The following is a 21,307-nucleotide window of genomic DNA, read 5'->3' as shown; positions in this document are numbered from 1 at the left end:
AAACATGCGTAGTGATGTGTTCCGGTGCATGTTGGCGCGACCAACAACACGGAGCATCAAGATGCACTACCTCACCTTTCGCGAACTTCAGGCAAAACTCGGTGGCCGGGGCCGCTCTACGATTTACCGCGACCTTGAAGCCGGGCGGCTTCCGCAACCGGTAAAACTCGGTTCCCGCCTTTATTGGCCGGAATCCGAAATCGACGCCGCCATGGAAAAACTGGCGGAATGACAACCACCCCCGGCTCGGGGTTAACCGAGGCGCTGGGGGTGGGTGCTGTTCCATCCAAAGAACTTTGGCATTCTACGCCCAGCGCCTCCTTTTCTCAAGGAGTGCAAAAGATGACATCAACAAGCGAAAATGCCCCGTGGGGCGATGCCGACTACCTCGTCACGAACAGCGAGGGTAAGCAAACCATCACCGTCTCTGGCCGTGTCCGTTGGACACTGGAAGAACTCATCAGCGCAGGGGAACGGGGCTGTACCCCCATCAACAACCCTGCCCCGCGTTGGAGCGGATACGTTCATATACTCCGCAATCTGGGCGTGACCATCGAGACCATCTATGAGCCGCACGATGGGCCCTTTGCAGGTACCCACGCCAGGTATGTTCTACGCTCGCGCGTGACATTGGTTCAAAGCGACGGAGAGGCGGCATGAGGGGTGACATGCGCAACCGCCGCCGAGACAGCACAGAGCGCCTGGAGCGTCGTCTGCGAGTTCGTCACGGCCTGTCAGAGTCATCTGCACGGGTCATAGCCGCCCTCTACCTTGGAGGCGCTCAGCGTGGCTAGAAACAAAGGCAAGCGGTCCGAGGGGCAGTACGCGCTGATGCCGTACGCGCTCCTGAAGTCGCCTGCCTGGCGGTCCCTCTCCGGGGCCGCCATCAAGGTCTACTTCGAACTCCACGCACGCTTTAACGGCGGCAACAATGGGCGAATAACTCTATCTTACGCGGAGGCTGCAGAAGCCCTGGGTATGGGTAAGGCGACCGTTCAGCGCGCGTACAACGAGCTTGTTGAGCACGGGTTGCTCGCTCTGGAAGAGCCGGGCAACTGGTATCACCGCCGCGCGCATGAATGGCGGCTGACCACGAAGCAGATGCAGCGCGTTCGCGACGCCGAACCCGCGACGAACGATTGGCGCAAATGGCGGCCTGAAAAAACAGAACGCGGTTCTGATACGGACCCGTCGCCCTCATCTGTGGTTCCATTTGAGAACCCAAAGGCCAGTCTTGGTTCCACCTCAGAACCCGTCAGCGCCAAATCCCGCCGTTCTCTCGGTTCTGAAACGGAACACTAATACTAACCACTCCCCTATACGTGAGGCAGGCATGAGCAAGGATAAGAAAGCACCGGCAGCAGAGAAAGCGCCGACCCGTCGCAAGGCCCCGAAGCTTGAGATGACGGCAGAGCGCGAGATGAATGTGCAGCTGGAAGACACGGGGCAACTCAAGACCCTCTACGGCACCGATACTGATGCAGCAGCAGAAGGCATTCTCAGGTCCGCACTAAACGCTCTCGGCACAGCTGGCCTGGACTACATGAATCTCATGACGACGATGGCCATAGAAATGGAACCCCGGGACGCCGTCGAGGCCATGCTGGTGAGCCAGATGACGGCCACGCATGTCGCGATGACAGCAACTTCGCAAAAAATGGCTGATGCGCCCTCTTATCAACTGAGGGAGGCGTATGAGCGTTCGATGACGCGGCTGAGCCGGACGTTCCTCTCTCAAGTGGACGGGCTGAAGAAGTACCGCGCGAAGGCGCAGCAGATTGTACGCGTCGAACGCGTCGAGGTTCAGGACGGCGGCCAGGCCATTGTAGGCGATGTCAGCTACAGGAGGGGGGAGGATGACGAAAAGTGACGATAACCCCATTGGCCCCGTCCAGCGGCTCAGAGACGCCCCCAGATGCCGCGCTAAGGCCAAACGCACGGGAGAACGGTGCAAGTGTCCCGCAGTGCGTGGGTGGCGTGTGTGCCACGTTCACGGCGCCGGTGGCGGGCACAAGGCGGGACCGAAGCATCCGAGGTGGGTGCACGGCGGGAGGTCACAGGAGGCCGAGATGGCGCGGCGGCTGGATGAGGTTCTGCGCCTTCCTGTTCAATAGCTTGCAACTGCTCAGCTCCTCACAAAAATTTGAAAAGTTTGGTACTTCGTGATAGCTTATCCACATCTTTTCGGTGGCAGCGTATTAATTGGTGGGTTGGTTTCAGTCAAAAGCCGGCGAAGATTTTGTGTTGAGCTTTCTAGGGGGGGATTCGATATGGGGGCTCTGTTCAGAGTATTAACGGCGGCATCTGCATTCGCGTTTCTAACTGGCGCAGCAGGCGCGGCAACAATCCAAGTGGCACAAGAGACGTCGGCCGGAGCTGGCGACTTTGATGCAAACATCCTCGGCTATATCAGTCCGTTTGAATCGGCTCTTACGGCCGAGGAGTTTTACCAATATAACAATCCCGCAGGGTCGAGCTATAATGGAGACCAGAACGGTGGGCCTGTTGCCGTTGATGGGTTGACGATAATCTACTTTCTTGATGGGAGCGACGGATTATCTTTAGGCGTCGTTCATGATGCGGCTTCGGATGGAAGCGGCGGCTCAATAACAACCAGTTGGAGCCTTTTGGGAGATACAGCTGACTTTCTGCTCAGGGATGATGTCAGCGATGCTTACACATTGAGCGGTGGAGGCACTCTATTTGAGGCCAGCAACGCATGGGTTGGCTGTTGCACAGATGGGTATGCGCTTGGTTCGCTAGATGGCTCGTGGTCGCTCACCGGCGAATTCCTATCGGGCGCGACCGGGATTTCTGACTGGTTGGTCGCAGGTAGTGGCGGCGGATTCTTGGACTTGGATTTTGTTTCTGGCCAGCGGATACGCCTATCGGCAGTAAGTGATACACCAGAACCACCTCCAGTCCCATTGCCAGCCAGTTTTCCGTTACTCCTAGCAGGTCTCTCAAGCATAGGAATTGCCCGAGCGTTAAGGCGTGAATCGAAAATCTGACTGATTCAGCCGGCTATTGCGTGAAGTTCTCTTGCAGCGTTCCGCTCATTGTGGAGCGCTGCAATCTGCAATCCGACGTTCAATACCGCATCAGGGTATTGCGCCGTGACTCTCTCAGTTTGTTCCCACGGCCCAAAGGATTGAACTGGGTCATTCTTGTCTTAAAGAAATTGCCCCGCTGCGAAAGGCACAACAAGGCAATAACGCCGCCTATGCGCAGGGCCCAGCCGGTGGGACAGTAGCCGATCCAATGTTAATTCCACCTCAAAGACCTTCCGAGCGCAATGACGCGGATCAAAACCGAAACAGCTTGTACGACAAATGCCTCAGAGACGCGCCCAGGTGCCGCGCTACCGCCAAGCGCACGGGTGAGAGGCGCAAAAGTAGCCCTGCGGTCCGTGGGTGGCGTGTGTGCCGCGTCCATGGGGCCGGTGGTGGTCATAAGGCCGGTCCTAGTCATCCGATGTGGAAGCATGGTGGGCGGTCCCAGGAGGCGGCGGTGGCGCGGTGGTTAGCGAAAGTGCTTCGCTCGATGTGACGAAATTCAGCTGTTGCGTAAGCCGCGGGCGATTTCCAAATCACGTAAAATATAAAGAAATTGATATGCGTCAAAGGTACCGAAGAAGATTTAGGTAGGATTGCCGTTGAAGTGGAGTAAGGCTTGTATCGGCGAACCTATCAAAAGTGGAGCGAGAACTTTGACCGCAGGATGACAATCCGGCGACGGGTTATGAACGCGCTTGGCATCTCTCTCCCAAGGCAAATGGGTGATGGAATACGCGAGACACTCAAACAGACATTGATTTCCTGTGCGACGTGCGACCATGTTTCTAGCTGCGCTGATTGGCTAAGCTTGGAAACTGCCATTAGTGAGCCACCCGGCTTCTGCCCCAATAAAGAGCGTTTTAAAGCCCTTCTCAAAAAGCGCTAATTCCCCACCCCGTTTGCCACGGAATCATCAACCGCAATGGAAAAGGTGGGGTTACCCAGCTGTCCTTGGGTTGCGGGTGCGCCGCGTTCACGGGGCAGTTGGCCGCTAAGTAAGACGCGTGCTCGGGTAGTCGGACTGAGACCTGTACAGTTCAGTCTGGAACTAAGCCAACTCAGGGAATGCCCAGGGAGTAGGTCAAATATCTCAGAGCTGTGGACTGGAAATCGACCACCCCGTGCGCTTTCAACGCTAATCAAGTTTTCCTTCGGTTTTCCCTGACCTCAGCGGTCTGATGGGGACGGGGCAGTGTTAAAGTAAAGCCCCGCCACGACGAGCGCGGCGGGACTATCTAAAGGGGCAATCCTGAAACTCAAGATGCTGAAAGGATACTATGGCCGCCTGCGCTTTCAAGAGATGCAAACGAAAGCCGGGCGAAGGTGCGCGACGGTAAAGGTGATTTGGTCAATCTCTGCTCAACAGTACCAAAAAAATAGCAACGAAACGCTCGGCCAACCTGGCTGACAGCCCCGAAGAAAAGCCCCGCCAGGAGGAGGCGAACAAGCTCAGCAAGAAAATATTAATCGTGAATTAGGCGTCCAGCCCCAACTTCAAAGTGCCAAAGCAACTTCACTAAGCCTGGGGAGAAATTGACCCTCTCAGGAGAGCGCAATCACTACACGGGGGGCAAGCTACCGATGACCAAGGCCGGTTCATCAGTTCTACGTCGTTCCTTGTTTCGCAATATTGCCTCCACACTCATCCTTTTCTCGGTGCGGCTTGCGTCGCCATCAGACAGCGCGACGTTGATGGACGTCACTTCACTGGTGGTCAATTCATTCAAGTCAACATCGATGTTGTTTTGTCTCAGAAGCATGTCGGTTTGAGCGCGAAGCTGGTCACCCTGACCCGGCGCGCAGGCAGTGGCAATCGCAAGTGTAAGGGTCAGCAAGATAGCGCGTGTCATTTGCATAATCCTTAATGCCTCCAAGAAGTTGTCATTCTCTGGTTTATAGTTTGTGGAGATACCATCATCGTCAATCGTAGTTCGCAAGGTTTCCCTTACGCAAACGTGTCTGAAGCACCCTCACCTCAGCTGAGAGAGGCATATGAGCGCTCCACGACGCGGCTGAGCCGAACGTTTCTCGCTCAGGTGGACGGGCTGAAGAAGTACCGCGCGAAGGCCCAGCAGATTGTTCGAGTCGAGCGCGTCGAGGTTCAGGATGGCGGCCAGGCCATTGTAGGCGATGTCAGCTACAGGAGGGGGGTGCATGACGAAAATTGACGATGACCCCATCCGCCCCGTTCAGCGTCTCAGAGACGCCCCCAGGTGCCACGCTACCGCCAAGCGCACTGGGGAACGGTGCAAAAGTGCCCTGCAGTGCGTGGATGGCGTGTGTGCCGCGTACATGGGGCCGGAGGCGGTCATGTGGCTGGACCCAGTCATCCTAGGTGGAGGCACGGTGGGCGGTCGCAGGAGGCGGCGGTGGCGAGGTGGTTGGGCAAGTTGCTGCGCTCGATGTGAGGGCATGCAAACGAAGAAATCCGTGGAGGCAGACCTGGCGTCCATGAAGCACAAAATTGGCGGCCCTTCCGAAACAAACAATTTCATGATATTTATCTCCCAATGCATGCATACTTGGGGGAGGATGTTAAGCGCTATGTCTCCGTAGTCATCTGCACTCTCATTTGGGCTGCCAACGGCGCCAGTGCTGCTGTTCTTCAAATAAACGACAACGGTACGCCCGGTAAATGGGATTATCTAGAAGCAACCCAAACGGGCTCAGTTGACGGCGTACGGGTAGAAGTGACCTCCACTGGTTTCGAGTGGGAGTCGAACGGTTTCACGGACGAGAGCGCGTCGTACGCAAATTCAGCCCTGTACGGTACTTTGGCGCAACCCGCAGGAACAATTGGCGACCTGTTCAATCAGCAAATTTTCTCAAGAACACAGGCATTTTCGTGGACGCTGGAGTTTCTTGACCCGATATCCGACCAATCTTCTATTTTGGTGATGTGGATTTCGTTGGCGCCACTCTGACTGTTCCGTCTGGCTACGCAAGCTATGACGGAAATTCCGATTTCTCTAAGAGCGGTGACGTCTTCACTGTAACCTCCGGCTCGAGGGAAGGAACTCCAGGAGCCTTCATTGCCGTCTCTTAAAATATGGACTTCTCGGCTGGTGATACGTTGGTCTTCCTGTGGGACTATAGCTCGGTCGTTTTACCCGGCGGGGAGAATATCGGCTTCGGAATCGCAACCAATCCTGTCGCGTCCCCACCCGGCCCCTCACCAGTTCCGTTACCTGCATCCGGCATGCTCCTCCTAGGCGCTCTGGCATTTCTGGCAACTCGTCGCAAAACTGCGGGGGTCACAGGAGGCTGACGCGGCGCGGTGGTTGGCTCGGCTGCTGTGGGCACACTAAGAAAGTTAGCTAGCTGCAACTTCGTCATTCGACTGAGCGAGTTGTCGCACCCAGAAACCCCTCTCTCTGAGTGTGTCAAATGGCTAGCTGCTACCGCGTGCGGGGGGGGGGGGGGGCCAAACCGCGGGGTATTGGGACCAGATTTTGCTTTGACGAACCAGGCGGTCTTGGTAGATTTACTCATTCCTGGCGGAATACATTTCTTTTGACTTCCCCGCCGCGCTCGTCGTGGCGGGGTTTTTCATTTGCCCGCATTGAGTAAGTGCGCGCGCCTGCTAAGGTGACCAAATTCCTGGTGAGTTCTTTGTTTCTCTCATTCTCCCCGCCGCGCTCGTCGTGGCGGGGCTTTTCATTTGCACGCCTTGAAGATGAGCCATCCCAGCTACCTCCCACGTTTCCCTCAGGCTGGTGTGATTGATTAGTTCTACCCCGCCGTTCTTTTCGCGGCGGAGTTTTCCGCACATCGCTTTTGACCTTGGGGACGGTTTTGAGCCATTGTTCGCCGGCGGATTCCTAGAGTGTTGGCTCTGCGTAGCACCCGCGCCAGTCGGAAATTTGTCAGGCCATTGGGTTGCAATCGAGTTTTTGAGTTCGTGTCCATCGCGCCAAGAGATAATCCGCCGAATTTCGGAGTGGAGCGCACATGGCCTTGACTTTCCACAGCGAGCCCTTGCAGCCGCCACGCGTAACGTCGCAGACCACCCATCGAGCAATATTACTTCGCACCAAAGATTCCAGAATATATTTCAATAGCTTACCAATATTTGCTAATTATTTAGGCAACTTGGCCAAGGTATTGATACTCTTTGCGAATGCCTTGAATGCGCCTTCCCTTCCACAGACATATCAACAGATTCTGTGGAGCGCGTTAGTTCTTCCAGTTGGCTCAGCAAGTTACGGGCGCCGGAACAGATACACAGGCCCTTAGTTGGCGTGTATGCCGCGTGCACCGGGCTGGTGGGGGGCATAGGGCGGGGCCAAGCCATCCGAGATGGGCGCATGGCGGGAGGTCTCAGCAGGCTGAGGTGGCGCGGTGGTTGGCTCGGATTCTGCGGACACACTGAGAAAGTCGGCTCGCTGCACTTGCAGAAGTCGGCTTAGCAAGCCCTCGCGCCCCGAACACCGACGGATATGCTGCCAGCGCCTGGCTCGGGCTTGTTTAGCTTGCGGGGGGCATGCGCACACAAGACCGAAAAGTGAAAGGTCGTAGTAAACTCTAGGCACTGGCAGCCCTATGCAAATGTTCGAGCAATCGAGCAGAATTACGGAAAACTTCAGGTTCTTTCTGGGCAGGATTGGTCGGCGCTTCCTAGCCTTTCGCGAAGAATCCGCGGTTGTCAGTGATTAGGGATACCCCAGCGGCACTTTGATGGCGCGTATGCCGCGCAGCCGCGCTTGTCGTGGCGGGGCTTTTCGTTGCACCGGGCGCGCGACCGGGAAAACAACACAGCACGGGAAGACCCCAGTTCGTGCCGTCGCGGTTTTCCGCTCATCGTTTTTGACTCACACGGCGCGCCTGTTACGGTTGTTTCGCCCTGTGTATTTGGGGCTCCCCCACAAACCGCCCCGCCGAGCTCATCCCGGCGGGGCTCTTTATTGCCCCAGACGCGCCACCGGGACAGCGGGAACCATTGATGCATCTCAATGCGCGAAACACATATGGAGTTTATTATGAGTTGAGGTTTGGCCTTCGTCCCACGTAGCCGGGCCTCCCGCTTAGGCGGTACTACTTCCCCGCCGCGCTCGTCGTGGCGGGGCTTTTCTTTGAGCAGGAAGCGCAGGACAAATTGATGCTCGTCAATACGGGCAAGGTGCGCGCTGCCATTCTGCAGGTGAGGCTTGGAATCTTCCCCGCACGGAAGGGCCTCCCGCGTAGGCGGTACTTTGGCCCCGCCCAGCTCCCTGTGGCGGGGCTCTTCTTTGAGCAGGCCAGACATAACCTCCCCAATCTAGCGTCAATGCTCGGACAGCCCAACGTTGGGGGCGCGCCGGGGCGGCAGGGGGGTAGGTCAATTTTCTCAGGGGTTGGAGGAGGAAACCGACCGCCCCATGCGCTTTCAACGCTAACCGAGTTTTTGAAAGGAAGAATGGCTCGCACGCTACGTGTTCACGGGACGATGGCGGGAAGAACGTCAGACGGAGCTACCCGGGTTGGCAGTATCGTGGGTGGTCACGGGAGCCAGAGGGGCGCGCAAGTCGGCGAGAATGGCTCGAAAGCTGAATTCTTGAATTGGCGGCGTGTGGGAAAGCTCAAGGCGCCGGTTGCCACATCAAAGGCTCCTGAGATTCAATACCCCCTCCCCTGCGGTGGCCAGATTGTCGAGGCAAGCATTGCCCGCACTCAGTGTCTCCGAGACGCCCCTAGGTGCCACGCAACGGCCAAGCGCACGGGAGAACGGTGCACCGCGGATGGCGTGTGTGGCACGTTAATGGCGCTGTTGGAGGGCAAGGAGGCCACGCCGTGCGACCTGGCGGGCGCACGGTGAGCGGTTAAGGGCCGCCCATTGATTGGGCGTCGAATTGAGTTTTCTAAACAGTGTCAGACTACCTTCGGTCAGGTCACGTCTTAGAATGCACGCAAGCTTGCACCGGGAAGACTTGAACAACCTTGACTGTACGCGAGCTACGATAGAGTGCGCGCGCCAAAATCATCCTATCCGGCGCTTTAGTCCAATCAGCATTAGCCCGCTTCCTAGCAGTAACGGCAGAGTGGCTGGGATTGGCACATTGGGAACCTCAGAGGGAGGCCCATTGGAGCCATCGTCCAATAGGGTCACTGTCACAGTGCCAACCTCAGAGGCATACCAAAAACAAAAATTGGCAGGCAATGCGCATTGTTCCCTGTAAGAAAAATAACCAAGCGTTGGATTGTTCAGAAAGTCGTCAATCCTAAGAAAGAAGTCTCCATAAGTGAAACCTATAGAGCTCAAAGTGTCTGCGATGCCGCCGATTACAAGCACATCAGTTAGAGTATAGTTGAAAGCTGCGTCGCTCAGATAACCTAGGCTATCTCCTGTCTTCGTTAGGCCCGATGACTCCTCGTAGATATTGGCGTCAAAAGTGTAATCGATGGTGAACGAACCACTGACTGGCTGGTCGGGCGAATAGATATCTGGGTCTGGATTGTTGCAATTATAGCAGAGGTCGGTCGCCTCGAACTCAACGGAGTAAACAGCAGCATCACCCGCAGTGGCGAATGCTGCAACAGCCACAATTCCCATAAGTTGAAGCTTGAACATGTTCCTGTCTCCCCCCAAAGAAAACACCACAGAGCGCAAGCTTAACATAATTCATTGAATTTTGATAGATTTCTTGGTTTCAGGAAACAACCTTGTCCAAGTAAGAGCGAATTTGTCTCACGCGCTATTTAGGGCTTCGGCGCTGCTATTGTGTGGCCGCAGTTCTGCTCGACCTCGTTTTGTTGCTTCAGAAATCTCTAGCGGTCCGCGGATGGCGCGTGTGCTCCGTTCACGGTGTGGAAGCACGGTGGGCGGTCCCAGGAGGCGAAGGTGGCGAGGTGGATGGTGAAGAACCTCCTGTCCACTCTCAGACATTAGCTACGCTTCGAGAACCCACTGTTTCGCTATCGGATGCGCTTGGCACAATGAAACCCCGCAAACGAGCCTTACGTGCCGCAATGGTGCCGCCCCGAGGGGCGACACTGTTGTGAGTAACGAGTGATGAGTGTGTGTGGAGGGGTCGGCTGGACTGGTCGGCCCCTTTTCAATTCGCATCTGGCCGAAACACTGCCATCGCGATTGACTTAACGTTAACTTGGAAATCGTGGCGAAAATTGGGCAGGTACACAGGTTAGGCGGATATCCTCCTAACCAAACCCACCTTGATATCCTTCGCTGCAAGATAAAATCCATCGAACTTGCGCGTTCTACGCTCCCATAATTGACTCTTCACAGTGCCTCAACGTGCGCGCTGCCATTCTGCAGGTGAGGCTTGGAATCTTCCCCGCACGGAAGGGCCTCCCGCGTAGGCGGTACTTTGGCCCCGCCCAGCTCCCTGTGGCGGGGCTCTTCTTTGAGCAGGCCAGAAATAACCTCCCCAATCGAGCGTCAATGCTCGGACAGCCCAACGTTGGGGGCGCGCCGGGGCGGCAGGGGGGGTAGGTCAATTTTCTCAGGGGTTGGAGGAGGAAACCGACCGCCCCATCAGGTCTTATCGCTAACCCAGTTTTTGGAAGGAAAGTTGGCTTTCCTGAATGAGCTCGATTAGCCCGCGCAACCGGTCGTGCGCGAGGCGGATGGTCAGTTGGCTAGAGAAACCGACGGCGGTCAGTTGGTCAACTATTCAGGTCGCAATGAAGGAGTTCAGTTGCACAATGAGCGAATGTTTGAACTTTTGGCGTCGCGCACGAGAGGGTCGCGCAAATCTAACTCACTCAGCGGCCGCTTCAATGGGGACCAAAAGGGGGATTCAGCGCCCCTATTTACGCGTAATCCATTGATAATGAGTGAAAATTTTACGTAAAATGGTGCCCAGGAGAGGACTCGAACCTCCACGTCCATACGGACACCAGCACCTGAAGCTGGCGCGTCTACCAATTCCGCCACCTGGGCAGGTGTCGTGGAGGCGCGGAATAGTCCCTTCCCCCGGACCTGTCAACGGGGCAAACGCCGCGGCCAAAGGCCTCTCGGGCAATGCCTTGCCGGAGACCGGCGGCACGGGTATGCACGGAACTGGCAAATGTGGAGTTGCCCATGTCCAAGCTCGTCACGATCTACGGAGGCTCCGGCTTCGTTGGCCGCTATGTCGTGCGGCGTATGGCGCAGGCCGGCTGGCGCGTTCGCGTCGCGGTGCGGCGCCCCAACGAGGCCATGTTCGTCAAACCCTACGGGGTTGTCGGACAGGTTGAGCCCCTGTTCTGCAACATCCGCGACGATGACAGCGTGCGTGCCGTCATGTCGGGTGCGGATGCGGTGGTGAATTGCGTCGGGATCCTGGCCGAGAGCGGTAAGAACAGCTTCGACGCTGTGCAGGCCGAGGGCGCCGAGCGGATCGCGCGGATCGCCGCCGAGGTGGGCGTGGGCCGGATGGTGCATGTCTCGGCCATCGGGGCCGATGCCGAAAGCGACAGCGACTATGCGCGCACGAAGGCCGAGGGCGAGGCGGGCGTGCTGAAGCACATGCCCGGTGCCGTGATCCTGCGTCCCTCGATCGTGTTCGGGCCCGAGGACGACTTCTTCAACCGCTTCGCCAACATGGCGCGGTTCGGTGCGCTGACGCTCTGGACCCTGCCGGTGGTTGGGGCGGAGACGCGGTTTCAGCCGGTTTATGTCGACGACGTCGCCGCGGCGGCCGAGGCGGGCGTCACTGGCCGCGCGGCGGGCGGGGTGTATGAGCTTGGCGGGCCGGATGTGGATACGTTCCGTGAGTTGATGGACCAGATGCTGGACGTGATCCGGCGGCGGCGGATGATCGTGAACATCCCGTTCTGGGCCGCGAATGTCATGGCGAACGGGTTTGCGGCCGTGCAGTTTCTTTCCGGCGGGCTGGTGCCGGCGCAGATCACGCGCGATCAGGTGCGCAACCTCCGGCGCGACAACGTGGTGGGTGAGGGGGTGAAGACCTTTGCCGATCTGGGGATCTCGCCGACCTCGCTTGAGGCGGTACTGCCGGAATACCTGTGGCGGTTCCGCCCGACGGGGCAGTACGAGGAACTGACCGAGTCGGCGAAGAACCTGCGCGCCTAGGCTAGGTGTAGGCGATCCAGAGCAGGACGATCCCGAGGATCACCCGGTAGATCACGTAGGGCGTGAAGCTGACGCTTCTGAGAAGCCGCATCATCACGGTAAGCGCCAGCAGGGCCGCGATGAAGGCAAAGACGGCGGCGATCGCGCCGTCGCGGGCGGCGGCGGCATCGGCCGTCATCGCGACCTCGGCGCCGAGGAGCGTGCCCGAGGCGAGGATCGTCGGGATCGACATCAGCATCGCGAGCTTCGCGCTGTCGTGCCGGGCATAGCCGAGCCAGCGGCCCGCGGTGATGGTTATGCCCGAGCGTGACGTGCCGGGGATGAGGGCGATCGCCTGCCAGAGCCCCATGACGAGCGCGTGCTTCAGCGTCCATTCGCTTGCGACGCGGGTCGTCGGGCCCTTCTGGTCGGCCCAGTAGAGAACGAGGCCGAAAATCAGCATGGCCCAGCCGATCACGGCGACGGAGCGCATGGCGTCGTCAAGCCCGGTGAGCTTCAGGATCAGGCCCGCGATCACCACGGGGATCGTCGCGACGATGAGGCAGAGGGCAAGCCAGGCGTCGGGGCCGTCGATCTGCCAGGTGAGCACTTTCGGGAGCCCCAGGATCGCGCGTTTCACGTCCGCCCAGAAATAGAGGATGACCGCGCCGAGGGTGCCGACGTGAACCGCGACGTCGATGACCTGGCCCTGATCTTCGAGCCCCGAGAGATTCGGCAGGAGGATCAGGTGACCGGAGGAAGAGACCGGCAGAAACTCGGTCAAGCCCTGGATCACGGCGACCAGAAAGAGGTGGAAGATCGGCATGCCCGGCCCGCTGGTTCGTTTTGCGGTGAGGGTAGGGAGTTGATTCGAAATGGGAAGCGGGAATAAAGGTCAGTATTAGTTATCTAAAATGCCGCGCCGCAGAACAGAATGATCGCGCGCTGAGCCGGAAATCGCGCAAATAGGTCAGTATATATTACTTTTATTCATGCTGGGTTTCGGTTAGAGGGTGCGGGCTTTGGTGAATTCAAGGATTCTGAGCGATATGGCCGAGACCCCGATGCTGAAATTCGTGACCGTGCCCCGGGATATGCCCGAAAAGCGCGAAGCCAGTATGCGCCGTGAGGATTTCCAGGAAATTTACGCGGAGTATGCCGACGTCAAGGCCAAGGAACAGGCGGCCCGGTGCAGCCAGTGCGGCGTGCCCTATTGCCAGTCGCATTGCCCGCTGCACAACAACATCCCCGACTGGCTGATGCTGACCGCCGAGGGCCGGCTTCAGGAAGCCTATGAAATCAGTCAGGAAACCAACACCTTCCCCGAGATTTGCGGCCGGATCTGCCCGCAGGACCGGCTTTGCGAGGGCAACTGCGTGATCGAACAGTCGGGGCACGGCACCGTGACCATCGGTTCGGTCGAGAAATACATCACCGACACCGCCTGGGAGGAAGGCTGGGTGAAACCCATCGCGCCAGCCGCCGAACGGGGCGAGAGCGTGGGCATCATCGGCGCGGGCCCCGGCGGGCTGGCGGCGGCAGACCGGCTGCGGCGCGCGGGCGTGCAGGTGACGGTTTACGACCGCTACGACCGGGCGGGCGGGCTGATGACCTACGGCATTCCCGGCTTCAAGCTGGAAAAGCCCGTCGTCATGCGGCGGATCGAGCAGCTTGAAGCGGGGGGCGTGACCTTCGTTCTGAACTGTAACGTGGGCGAGGATCTGACCTTCGACGCGATCCGGGGCCAGCACGACGCAATCGTCATAGCCACAGGGGTTTACAAGTCGCGTGACCTTCAGGCCCCGGGCGTGGGCGCCGAGGGCGTGGTGCGGGCGATCGACTACCTGACCGCTTCGAACCGCAAGGGGTTTGGCGACGATGTTCCGGAGTTCGATTCAGGTGAACTGAGCGCCGAAGGCAAGCGCGTCATCGTGATCGGCGGCGGCGATACCGCGATGGATTGCGTGCGCACCGCGATCCGGCAGGGGGCCGAAAGCGTGAAATGCCTGTACCGCCGGGATCGGGAGAACATGCCCGGCTCGCAGCGCGAGGTGGCGAATGCCGAGGAGGAGGGCGTCGAGTTCCTGTGGCTTTCCGCGCCGAAGGGATTCTCGGGCGGCGACGAGGTTTCGAGCGTGATGGTGCAGAAGATGCGCCTTGGCGCGCCCGATGCGACGGGCCGCCGGATGCCCGAGGAGATCGAGGGGGCCGAGGTGCTGGAGGACGCCGACCTTGTGATCAAGGCGCTTGGGTTCGAGCCCGAGGACCTGCCGAAGCTTTGGGGTGTCGACGGGCTGGAAGTGACGCGATGGGGCACGGTGAAGGCCGATTTCCGGACCCATGCCACGAACCTCGAAGGTGTCTATGCCGTGGGCGATATCGTGCGGGGCGCAAGCCTCGTCGTCTGGGCCATTCGGGACGGCAGAGAGGCCGCTGACGCGATTTTGAATTTCCTTAACGAGGGCGCGCAGGTGGCCGCGGAATGAGATCCCGGCAAAAGTCACACGGCGTACACAACCTGTACACAGCGCGTACACAAATTTTTCGCCTCTCGAAATGAGGGGAAGACCGGTGGGTCAGGGGATCTGACCCGTTCGACAGGGAAAGGAAATCGACATGGTTCGCATGACTGCCGCAATTCTGGCGGCGACTCTGGCCGCAGGCGCAGTGCACGGATCGTCCCAGCCCTATGCGGGGGAGGACCAGCGCGCCATCGCAAGCCTGTCGCCGCAGGATATCGACGATCTTCTGGCGGGCCGGGGCTGGGGCTTTGCGAAGCCTGCCGAACTGAACGGCTATCCCGGGCCCACGCATCTTCTGGAACTGGCCGAGGATCTGGAACTGACCGAGGTGCAGGCCGAGGCGATCGAGGCGGTTCGGGTGCGGATGGAGACCGATGCGCAGGCGCTTGGGGCCGCGTTCGTGTCGGCGGAAGCCGCGCTTGATGCGGCCTTTGCGTCGGGCGAAATCGATGCGGCGCGTCTTACGGCGCTGACAGAGGATGCGGCGCGGATCGAGGCCGCGCTTCGGGCGCGCCATCTTGCGGCGCATCTGGAGGTGAAGCCGCTTCTGACCCGGCACCAGATTGTCACCTACAACCGTCTTCGCGGCTATGGCGCGGATGAGCATGGAGGCGGGCATGGCCAGCACTGAGGGCGGCTGCCTTTGCGGCGCGATCCGCTATCGGCTGGCCGAGACGCCGACGGAATTCGGCGCGTGCCATTGCGGCATGTGCCGCAAATCCTCTGGCGGGGTCGGGCTTGCCATGGAAGTGCCCGACGGCGGGCTGACCTTTACGGAGGGAGAGGACCGTATCGCCAGCTTCCAGTCGTCGGACTGGGCCGAGCGCGCGTTCTGCCCTGTCTGCGGATCGGGGCTTTACTGGCGGATGACCGCAGAGGGCCCGGCGAAGGGCCTGACGATCCTGAATGCCGGGACGCTCGACGATATGAACGGGATGGCGTTCACGCACGAGATCTATGTGGACAACCAGCCCGATTGCTATGCCTTCGCGGGCGAACGGAAGCGGATGACCGAGGCCGAGGTGATCGAGATGGTCAGTGGGGGCGGGGAGCACTGAGCCGATGCGCGCCGACGCCCATATCAGCGCGGGGCCCCTCAGGGGCCGGTGCCTGTGCGGTGCCGTGACGATCGAGGTGGGCCGTCACCGGGCGGCTGTTGGCGCGTGCCATTGCTCGCGCTGCCGCCGGTGGACGGGATCGGCGCTTTTCGCCTTCGACACCGAGGAGCTGACCTGGGAAGGCCCGGTGAAGCGCTGGCGGCACGAGATCGCCGAGCGGGCGTTCTGCGCCGACTGCGGGAGCCTGTTGTGGCTGAAGGATTTCGACGGGCCGTGGGAGCCCCAGGTGGGGTTGTTCGACGGGGCCGCGGACTATCCGCTGATTTCGGAGATCTATACCGACCGGGCCTTCGCGAGCGTGCGCCTGGCAGGGGATCACGTACGGAAGACGGCGGCGGACTACGAGGCGGAGAGCCGCAGCGTGGAGGCCGCGCCGGAATGAGGGGTGTTCAGGAGAACGGGCTTTACGAGCTGAGCCGGCTGGCGCAGTGGGTTTTGTGGCTGATGGCCGGGCTGATCGTGATGGAGGTGGTCTACGGCCTTGATGCCGTGAACTATTACATGATGCTTCAGCGGGTGCTGGCCGACGAGATCTCTCTCTTCGGGCCCGAGGCGGCGCTGGCCGACAACACGACCATGATCGTCGGGCTTGTCTATCTTGGCGTCTATCTCGCGGCTGGGATCGCATCGGGAATTTGGATCTACCGGTCGGCGTGGAACGCCAGGGAGATTGCCGGGTCGGACGACGGCATTCGCCCGGGCTGGGCCGTGGGGTGGTATTTCATCCCGATCATGAATTTCTTCAAACCCTACCAGATCCAGAAACGCGTCTGGCAGGCGAGCGGCGTGACTGCGGCGGGTTGGCTTCTGCCCACGTGGTGGGGCATGTGGCTTCTGGCCAATGCGATCGCCCAGGTTTCCGGGCGCGTCTGGATGGGTGCGAATTCGGCCGAGGAATTCGCGGGCGCCGCGATCTTCGACATGGTGAACGTGGTGCCAAGCGTGATCTGCGCGGTTCTCTGGCGGAGGATCGTGCACAGCGTGACCGAAGCGCAGCGCCCGGCATTCGAAAGCAATCTGAGACCGGCAGCGGCCGTGTTTGAATGAAGGAGACCTCAATGACGACCTATGATGCGACCTGGGCCGCCCGCGAGGCAGAGAAGCGGGCCTGGCTGGCCGAACACGGGATGTATTCGGAGGCCGATGAGCATTCCTCCTGCGGGGTGGGGCTTGTGGTGTCGATCGACGGGCAGAAGAGCCGGAAGGTGGTGGCGCACGGGATCGAGGCGCTGAAGGCCGTGTGGCACCGGGGCGCTGTCGATGCCGACGGGAAGACCGGGGACGGGGCGGGCATTCACGTGCAGATCCCCTATGCCTTCTTCGGCGACCAGATCCGGCGGACCGGGCACGAGCCGCGGGAGGGCGAGCTTCTGGCCGTGGGGCAGATCTTTCTGCCGCGGACGGATTTCGGGGCGCAGGAGACCTGCCGCACGATCGTCGAGACCGAAGTTCTCAGGATGGGCCATTACATCTATGGCTGGCGGCACGTGCCGGTGAACATCGATGTTCTGGGCGACAAGGCGAACGCGACGCGGCCCGAGATCGAGCAGATCATCATCTCGAACGCCACGGGCGTCGACGAGGACACATTCGAGCGCGAGCTTTACGTGATCCGGCGGCGGATCGAGAAGGCGGCGGCGGCGGCGCATGTGCGCGATCTGTATGTCTGTTCGCTGAGCTGCCGGAGCATGATCTACAAGGGCATGATGCTGGCGCAGGACGTGGCCGAATTCTATCCCGACCTGAAGGACGAGCGGTTCGAAAGCGCGTTCGCGATCTATCACCAGCGGTATTCCACGAACACCTTCCCGCAGTGGTGGCTGGCGCAGCCGTTCCGGATGCTGGCGCATAACGGCGAGATCAACACGCTGAAGGGCAACCTGAACTGGATGAAGAGCCACGAGATCCGGATGGCAAGTGGCGCCTTCGGGGAGATGGCCGAGGACATCAAGCCGATCGTGCCGCAGGGGAGTTCGGATTCCGCGGCACTCGACGCCGTGTTCGAGGTGCTGGTGCGCGCGGGCCGGTCGGCGCCGATGGCGAAGACGATGCTGGTGCCCGAAAGCTGGTCGAAGCAGGCGACCGAACTGCCGCAGGCCTGGCGGGACATGTACAGCTACTGCAACTCTGTGATGGAACCCTGGGACGGGCCCGCCGCGCTTGCCATGACCGACGGGCGCTGGGTGTGCGCCGGGCTTGACCGGAACGGCCTGCGCCCGATGCGCTATGTCGTGACGGGCGACGGGCTGGTGATCGCCGGGTCCGAGGCCGGCATGGTGCCCGTGGACGAGGCGACGGTGGTGGAGAAGGGCGCGCTTGGCCCCGGCCAGATGCTGGCCGTCGACATGAAGAAGCAGAAGCTGTTCCACGACACCGACATCAAGGACAAGCTGTCGCGCGCCCTGCCATTCGGGGAGTGGGTGAGCCGGATCAACGACCTTGACGGCAAGCTGCGCGGCGTGACCGAGCGGGCGCTGTATTCAGGATCGGAGCTGCGGCGGCGGCAGATCGCGGCGGGCTATTCGATCGAGGAACTGGAACAGATCCTCGCGCCCATGGCCGAGGACGGGAAGGAACAGATCGCCTCGATGGGCGACGACACGCCGTCCGCCGTCTTGTCGGAGAAGTACCGGCCCTTGAGCCACTTCTTCCGCCAGAATTTCAGCCAGGTCACCAACCCGCCGATCGACAGTCTGCGCGAATACCGGGTGATGAGCCTCAAGACGCGGTTCGGGAACCTCAAGAACGTGCTCGACGAGGATTCGAGCCAGACCGAGATCATCGTGCTGGAAAGCCCCTTCGTGGGGAACGCCCAGTTCGAAGAGCTGATGGCGAATTTCGATGCGCCGATGGTGGAGATCGACTGTACCTTCGAGGCCGGACCCAACGCGTTGCGCAAGGGTTTGACCCGGATCCGTTCGGAAGCGGAGGACGCGGTGCGGTCGGGCACGGGCCATATCGTGCTGACCGATCAGCACCAGGGGCCCGGCCGGGTGCCGATGCCGATGATCCTGGCCACGAGCGCGGTGCATTCCTGGCTGACGCAGAAGGGATTGCGCACCTTCACGAGCCTCAACGTGCGTTCGGCGGAATGCGTCGATCCCCATTATTTCGCGGTTCTGATCGGCTGCGGCGCGACGGTGGTGAACGCCTATCTCGCCGAAGACAGCATCGCCGACCGGATCGACCGGGGGCTGATCGACGGCACGCTGACGGAAGCCATGGCGCGCTATCGCGCGGCGATCGATGCGGGCCTTCTGAAGATCATGTCGAAGATGGGGATCAGCGTCGTGTCGTCCTACCGGGGCGGCCTCAACTTCGAGGCTGTGGGCCTTTCCCGCGCGATGGTGGCGGAATTCTTCCCGGGCATGCCGAGCCGGATTTCCGGGATCGGCGTGTCGGGTATCCAGAAGAAGCTCGAGGCCGTGCACGCGCAGGGCTGGAAGGGCGGATCCGACGTTCTGCCGATCGGCGGGTTTTACAAGGCGCGGCGGTCGGGCGAGACCCATGCCTGGGAAGCGACCTCGATGCACCTTCTGCAATCGGCCTGCGAGCGCGGATCCTTCGAGATGTGGAAGCAGTATTCGGCAAAGATGCGGGCGAACCCGCCCATCCATCTGCGCGATCTTCTGGACATCAAGCCCTTGGGCCCCTCCATCGGGATCGACGAGGTGGAATCGATCACTTCGATCCGGAAACGCTTCGTCACGCCGGGGATGAGCCTTGGGGCGCTTTCCCCTGAAGCGCACAAGACGCTGAACGTGGCGATGAACCGGATCGGCGCGAAATCGGATTCGGGCGAGGGCGGCGAGGACCCTGCGCATTTCACGCCGGAGCCCAATGGCGACAACCCCAGTGCCAAGATCAAGCAGGTGGCCTCTGGCCGTTTCGGGGTGACCGCGGAATACCTCAACCACTGCGAAGAGCTTGAGATCAAGATCGCCCAGGGCGCGAAGCCCGGGGAAGGCGGGCAGTTGCCGGGGATGAAGGTGACGGAACTGATCGCGCGGCTTCGGCATTCGACGCCCGGCGTGACGTTGATCAGCCCGCCGCCGCATCACGACATCTATTCGATCGAGGACCTGGCGCAGCTGATCTATGACCTGAAGCAGATCAACCCGCGCGCCAAGGTAACGGTGAAGCTGGTGGCGCAGTCGGGCGTCGGCACGATCGCGGCCGGCGTGGCGAAGGCCAAGGCCGATGTCATCCTGATCTCCGGCCACAATGGCGGCACCGGGGCGAGCCCCGCGACCTCGATCAAATATGCCGGCCTGCCCTGGGAAATGGGGCTGACCGAGGGCCACCAGGTTCTGTCGATGAACAACCTGCGGGACCGCGTGACGCTTCGCACCGACGGGGGCCTGCGCACCGGCCGCGATATCGTGATGGCGGCGATGATGGGGGCCGAGGAATTCGGCATCGGGACCGCGGCGCTGATCGCCATGGGCTGTATCATGGTGCGGCAATGCCAGTCGAACACCTGCCCGGTGGGCGTCTGCACCCAGGATCCGCGGCTGCGCGAGAAGTTCACCGGCAATGCCGACAAGGTGGTGAACCTGATCACCTTCTACGCGCAGGAGGTGCGGGAAATCCTGGCCTCGATCGGGGCGCGGAGCCTCGATGACGTGATCGGGCGCGCGGATCTTCTGAGCCAGGTGAGCCGGGGGTCGGCGCATCTTGACGACCTCGACCTGAACCCGCTTCTCATCACCGTCGATAGCGCCGAGACGATCACCTATGACCGGACGCGGGAGCGGACGGCGGTGGACGATACGCTGGACGCCGAAATCGTGGCGGATGCGGAGCGCTTCCTGAAGGACGGCGAGAAGATGCAGCTGTCCTACGCCGTCAGGAACACACACCGGACGATCGGCACGCGCACGTCGAGCCATATCGTTCAACGCTTCGGAATGCGGAACAGCCTGCAGCCCGATCACCTGAAGATCATGCTCAGGGGATCGGCCGGACAATCGCTTGGCGCCTTTGCCGCGCCGGGGCTGAAGATCGAAGTGTCGGGCGATGCGAACGACTATGTGGGCAAGGGGCTGTCGGGTGGCACGATCATCGTGCGGCCCCCGATGGCGAGCCCGCTGGTGGCGCATGAGAACACGATCATCGGCAACACGGTGCTTTACGGGGCGACCGACGGCTATCTGTTTGCCGCCGGCCGGGCCGGGGAGCGGTTCGCGGTGCGGAATTCCGGCGCGAAGGTGGTGATCGAGGGCTGCGGATCGAACGGCTGCGAATACATGACCGGCGGGGTCGCCGTGATCCTTGGCGCGATCGGTGCGAATTTCGGGGCCGGGATGACGGGCGGCATGGCCTATCTCTATGACCCCGGGGGCCGGGCGGAGAGCCTGATGAACCGCGAGACGCTGTTGACCTGCCCGGTGACGGTGGATCACTGGGAAGCCGAACTTCGCGGCCTTGTCGAGCGGCACGCGGCAGAGACCGGGAGCCTTCGGGCGAAGGAGCTTCTGCAGAACTGGGAAGAAGCGCTGCCCGCCTTCGTCCAGGTCTGCCCGAAGGAGATGCTGAACAAGCTGCCCGTCCCGCTGGGCGTGGAGGAGCGCGCGGTTCCGGCGGAGTAGGGGGCGCTGCCCCCGCCGCCCGTGGCCG

The 21,307-nt window shown here is 60.6% G+C and carries 18 protein-coding genes and 1 tRNA gene; 15 read left to right on the top strand and 4 right to left on the bottom strand.

Annotated features, from left to right (window positions below):
• The first annotated feature begins 61 nt into the window (after positions 1–61).
• The 6 genes from RXV90_RS03215 (at position 62) to RXV90_RS25820 (ending at position 3,942) form a co-directional block, all read left to right on the top strand.
• Entirely contained in the window at positions 62–232 is a 171-nt protein-coding gene (locus RXV90_RS03215) for a helix-turn-helix transcriptional regulator (RefSeq protein ID WP_316646841.1), read from the top strand.
• Complete coding sequence (locus RXV90_RS03210; RefSeq protein WP_316646840.1) at positions 229–660, top strand: winged helix domain-containing protein; 432 nt, start codon at positions 229–231, stop codon at positions 658–660. Before RXV90_RS03215 ends, RXV90_RS03210 begins: the two co-directional genes overlap by 4 nt.
• Before the next feature lie 126 nt (positions 661–786).
• Complete coding sequence (locus tag RXV90_RS03205; protein WP_316646839.1) at positions 787–1,302, top strand: helix-turn-helix domain-containing protein; 516 nt, start codon at positions 787–789, stop codon at positions 1,300–1,302.
• Between the two features lie 31 nt (positions 1,303–1,333).
• Entirely contained in the window at positions 1,334–1,870 is a 537-nt protein-coding gene (locus tag RXV90_RS03200; RefSeq protein ID WP_316646837.1) for a hypothetical protein, read from the top strand.
• 400 nt (positions 1,871–2,270) lie between these two features.
• On the top strand, positions 2,271–3,011 hold the full coding sequence (locus RXV90_RS03195; RefSeq protein WP_316646836.1) for a hypothetical protein: 741 nt from the start codon (positions 2,271–2,273) through the stop codon (positions 3,009–3,011).
• 661 nt (positions 3,012–3,672) lie between these two features.
• On the top strand, positions 3,673–3,942 hold the full coding sequence (locus tag RXV90_RS25820; RefSeq protein ID WP_410482336.1) for a DUF6455 family protein: 270 nt from the start codon (positions 3,673–3,675) through the stop codon (positions 3,940–3,942).
• A gap of 673 nt (positions 3,943–4,615) precedes the next feature.
• Here the strand turns inward: RXV90_RS25820 and RXV90_RS03190 are convergent.
• The gene (locus RXV90_RS03190; protein WP_316646835.1) at positions 4,616–4,906 is read right to left on the bottom strand and encodes a hypothetical protein; all 291 of its coding nucleotides are present in this window, start codon (positions 4,904–4,906) and stop codon (positions 4,616–4,618) included.
• 105 nt (positions 4,907–5,011) lie between these two features.
• On the opposite strand from RXV90_RS03190, the gene RXV90_RS03185 reads away from it, so the two are divergent.
• Together RXV90_RS03185 and RXV90_RS03180 are read left to right on the top strand one after the other, a co-directional pair.
• Positions 5,012–5,224 (top strand): hypothetical protein, encoded by a 213-nt coding sequence (locus RXV90_RS03185; RefSeq protein WP_316646834.1) that lies wholly within the window; start codon positions 5,012–5,014, stop codon positions 5,222–5,224.
• 342 nt (positions 5,225–5,566) lie between these two features.
• Positions 5,567–5,980, top strand: coding sequence for a hypothetical protein (locus RXV90_RS03180; protein ID WP_316646833.1), 414 nt, complete (start codon positions 5,567–5,569; stop codon positions 5,978–5,980).
• Between the two features lie 3,032 nt (positions 5,981–9,012).
• Here the strand turns inward: RXV90_RS03180 and RXV90_RS03175 are convergent.
• Both RXV90_RS03175 and RXV90_RS03170 read right to left on the bottom strand, forming a co-directional pair.
• The gene (locus RXV90_RS03175; RefSeq protein ID WP_316646832.1) at positions 9,013–9,603 is read right to left on the bottom strand and encodes a hypothetical protein; all 591 of its coding nucleotides are present in this window, start codon (positions 9,601–9,603) and stop codon (positions 9,013–9,015) included.
• A 1,245-nt stretch (positions 9,604–10,848) separates the two neighbouring features.
• A tRNA-Leu gene (locus RXV90_RS03170) sits at positions 10,849–10,935 on the bottom strand.
• 141 nt (positions 10,936–11,076) lie between these two features.
• Between RXV90_RS03170 and RXV90_RS03165 the strand changes: the two genes are divergently transcribed.
• Positions 11,077–12,069, top strand: coding sequence for a complex I NDUFA9 subunit family protein (locus tag RXV90_RS03165; RefSeq protein ID WP_316646831.1), 993 nt, complete (start codon positions 11,077–11,079; stop codon positions 12,067–12,069).
• A 1-nt stretch (position 12,070) separates the two neighbouring features.
• Here the strand turns inward: RXV90_RS03165 and RXV90_RS03160 are convergent, their stop codons facing one another.
• Positions 12,071–12,874, bottom strand: a complete 804-nt coding sequence (locus RXV90_RS03160; RefSeq protein WP_316646830.1) for an undecaprenyl-diphosphate phosphatase — start codon at positions 12,872–12,874, stop codon at positions 12,071–12,073.
• Positions 12,875–13,097: 223 nt separating this feature from the next.
• On the opposite strand from RXV90_RS03160, the gene RXV90_RS03155 reads away from it, so the two are divergent.
• The 6 genes from RXV90_RS03155 (at position 13,098) to gltB (ending at position 21,279) form a co-directional block, all read left to right on the top strand.
• Entirely contained in the window at positions 13,098–14,534 is a 1,437-nt protein-coding gene (locus RXV90_RS03155) for an NAD(P)-dependent oxidoreductase (protein WP_316646829.1), read from the top strand.
• Between the two features lie 139 nt (positions 14,535–14,673).
• On the top strand, positions 14,674–15,201 hold the full coding sequence (locus tag RXV90_RS03150; protein WP_316646828.1) for a hypothetical protein: 528 nt from the start codon (positions 14,674–14,676) through the stop codon (positions 15,199–15,201).
• Complete coding sequence (locus tag RXV90_RS03145; protein ID WP_316646827.1) at positions 15,188–15,628, top strand: GFA family protein; 441 nt, start codon at positions 15,188–15,190, stop codon at positions 15,626–15,628. The genes RXV90_RS03150 and RXV90_RS03145 overlap by 14 nt, the downstream gene beginning before the upstream one ends.
• Before the next feature lie 4 nt (positions 15,629–15,632).
• Positions 15,633–16,070, top strand: coding sequence for a GFA family protein (locus RXV90_RS03140; RefSeq protein ID WP_316646826.1), 438 nt, complete (start codon positions 15,633–15,635; stop codon positions 16,068–16,070).
• Positions 16,067–16,735, top strand: a complete 669-nt coding sequence (locus tag RXV90_RS03135; protein WP_316646825.1) for a DUF4328 domain-containing protein — start codon at positions 16,067–16,069, stop codon at positions 16,733–16,735. The genes RXV90_RS03140 and RXV90_RS03135 overlap by 4 nt, the downstream gene beginning before the upstream one ends.
• Before the next feature lie 11 nt (positions 16,736–16,746).
• The gene (gene gltB / locus RXV90_RS03130) at positions 16,747–21,279 is read left to right on the top strand and encodes a glutamate synthase large subunit (RefSeq protein ID WP_316646824.1); all 4,533 of its coding nucleotides are present in this window, start codon (positions 16,747–16,749) and stop codon (positions 21,277–21,279) included.
• Positions 21,280–21,307 lie beyond the last annotated feature (28 nt).

The sequence above is a fragment of the Ovoidimarina sediminis genome (assembly GCF_032586175.1).
GTDB lineage: Bacteria > Pseudomonadota > Alphaproteobacteria > Rhodobacterales > Rhodobacteraceae > Ovoidimarina > Ovoidimarina sediminis.
Note: the sequence above shows the minus strand (reverse complement) of the source record. Positions and strands in the feature narration are given on the sequence as shown.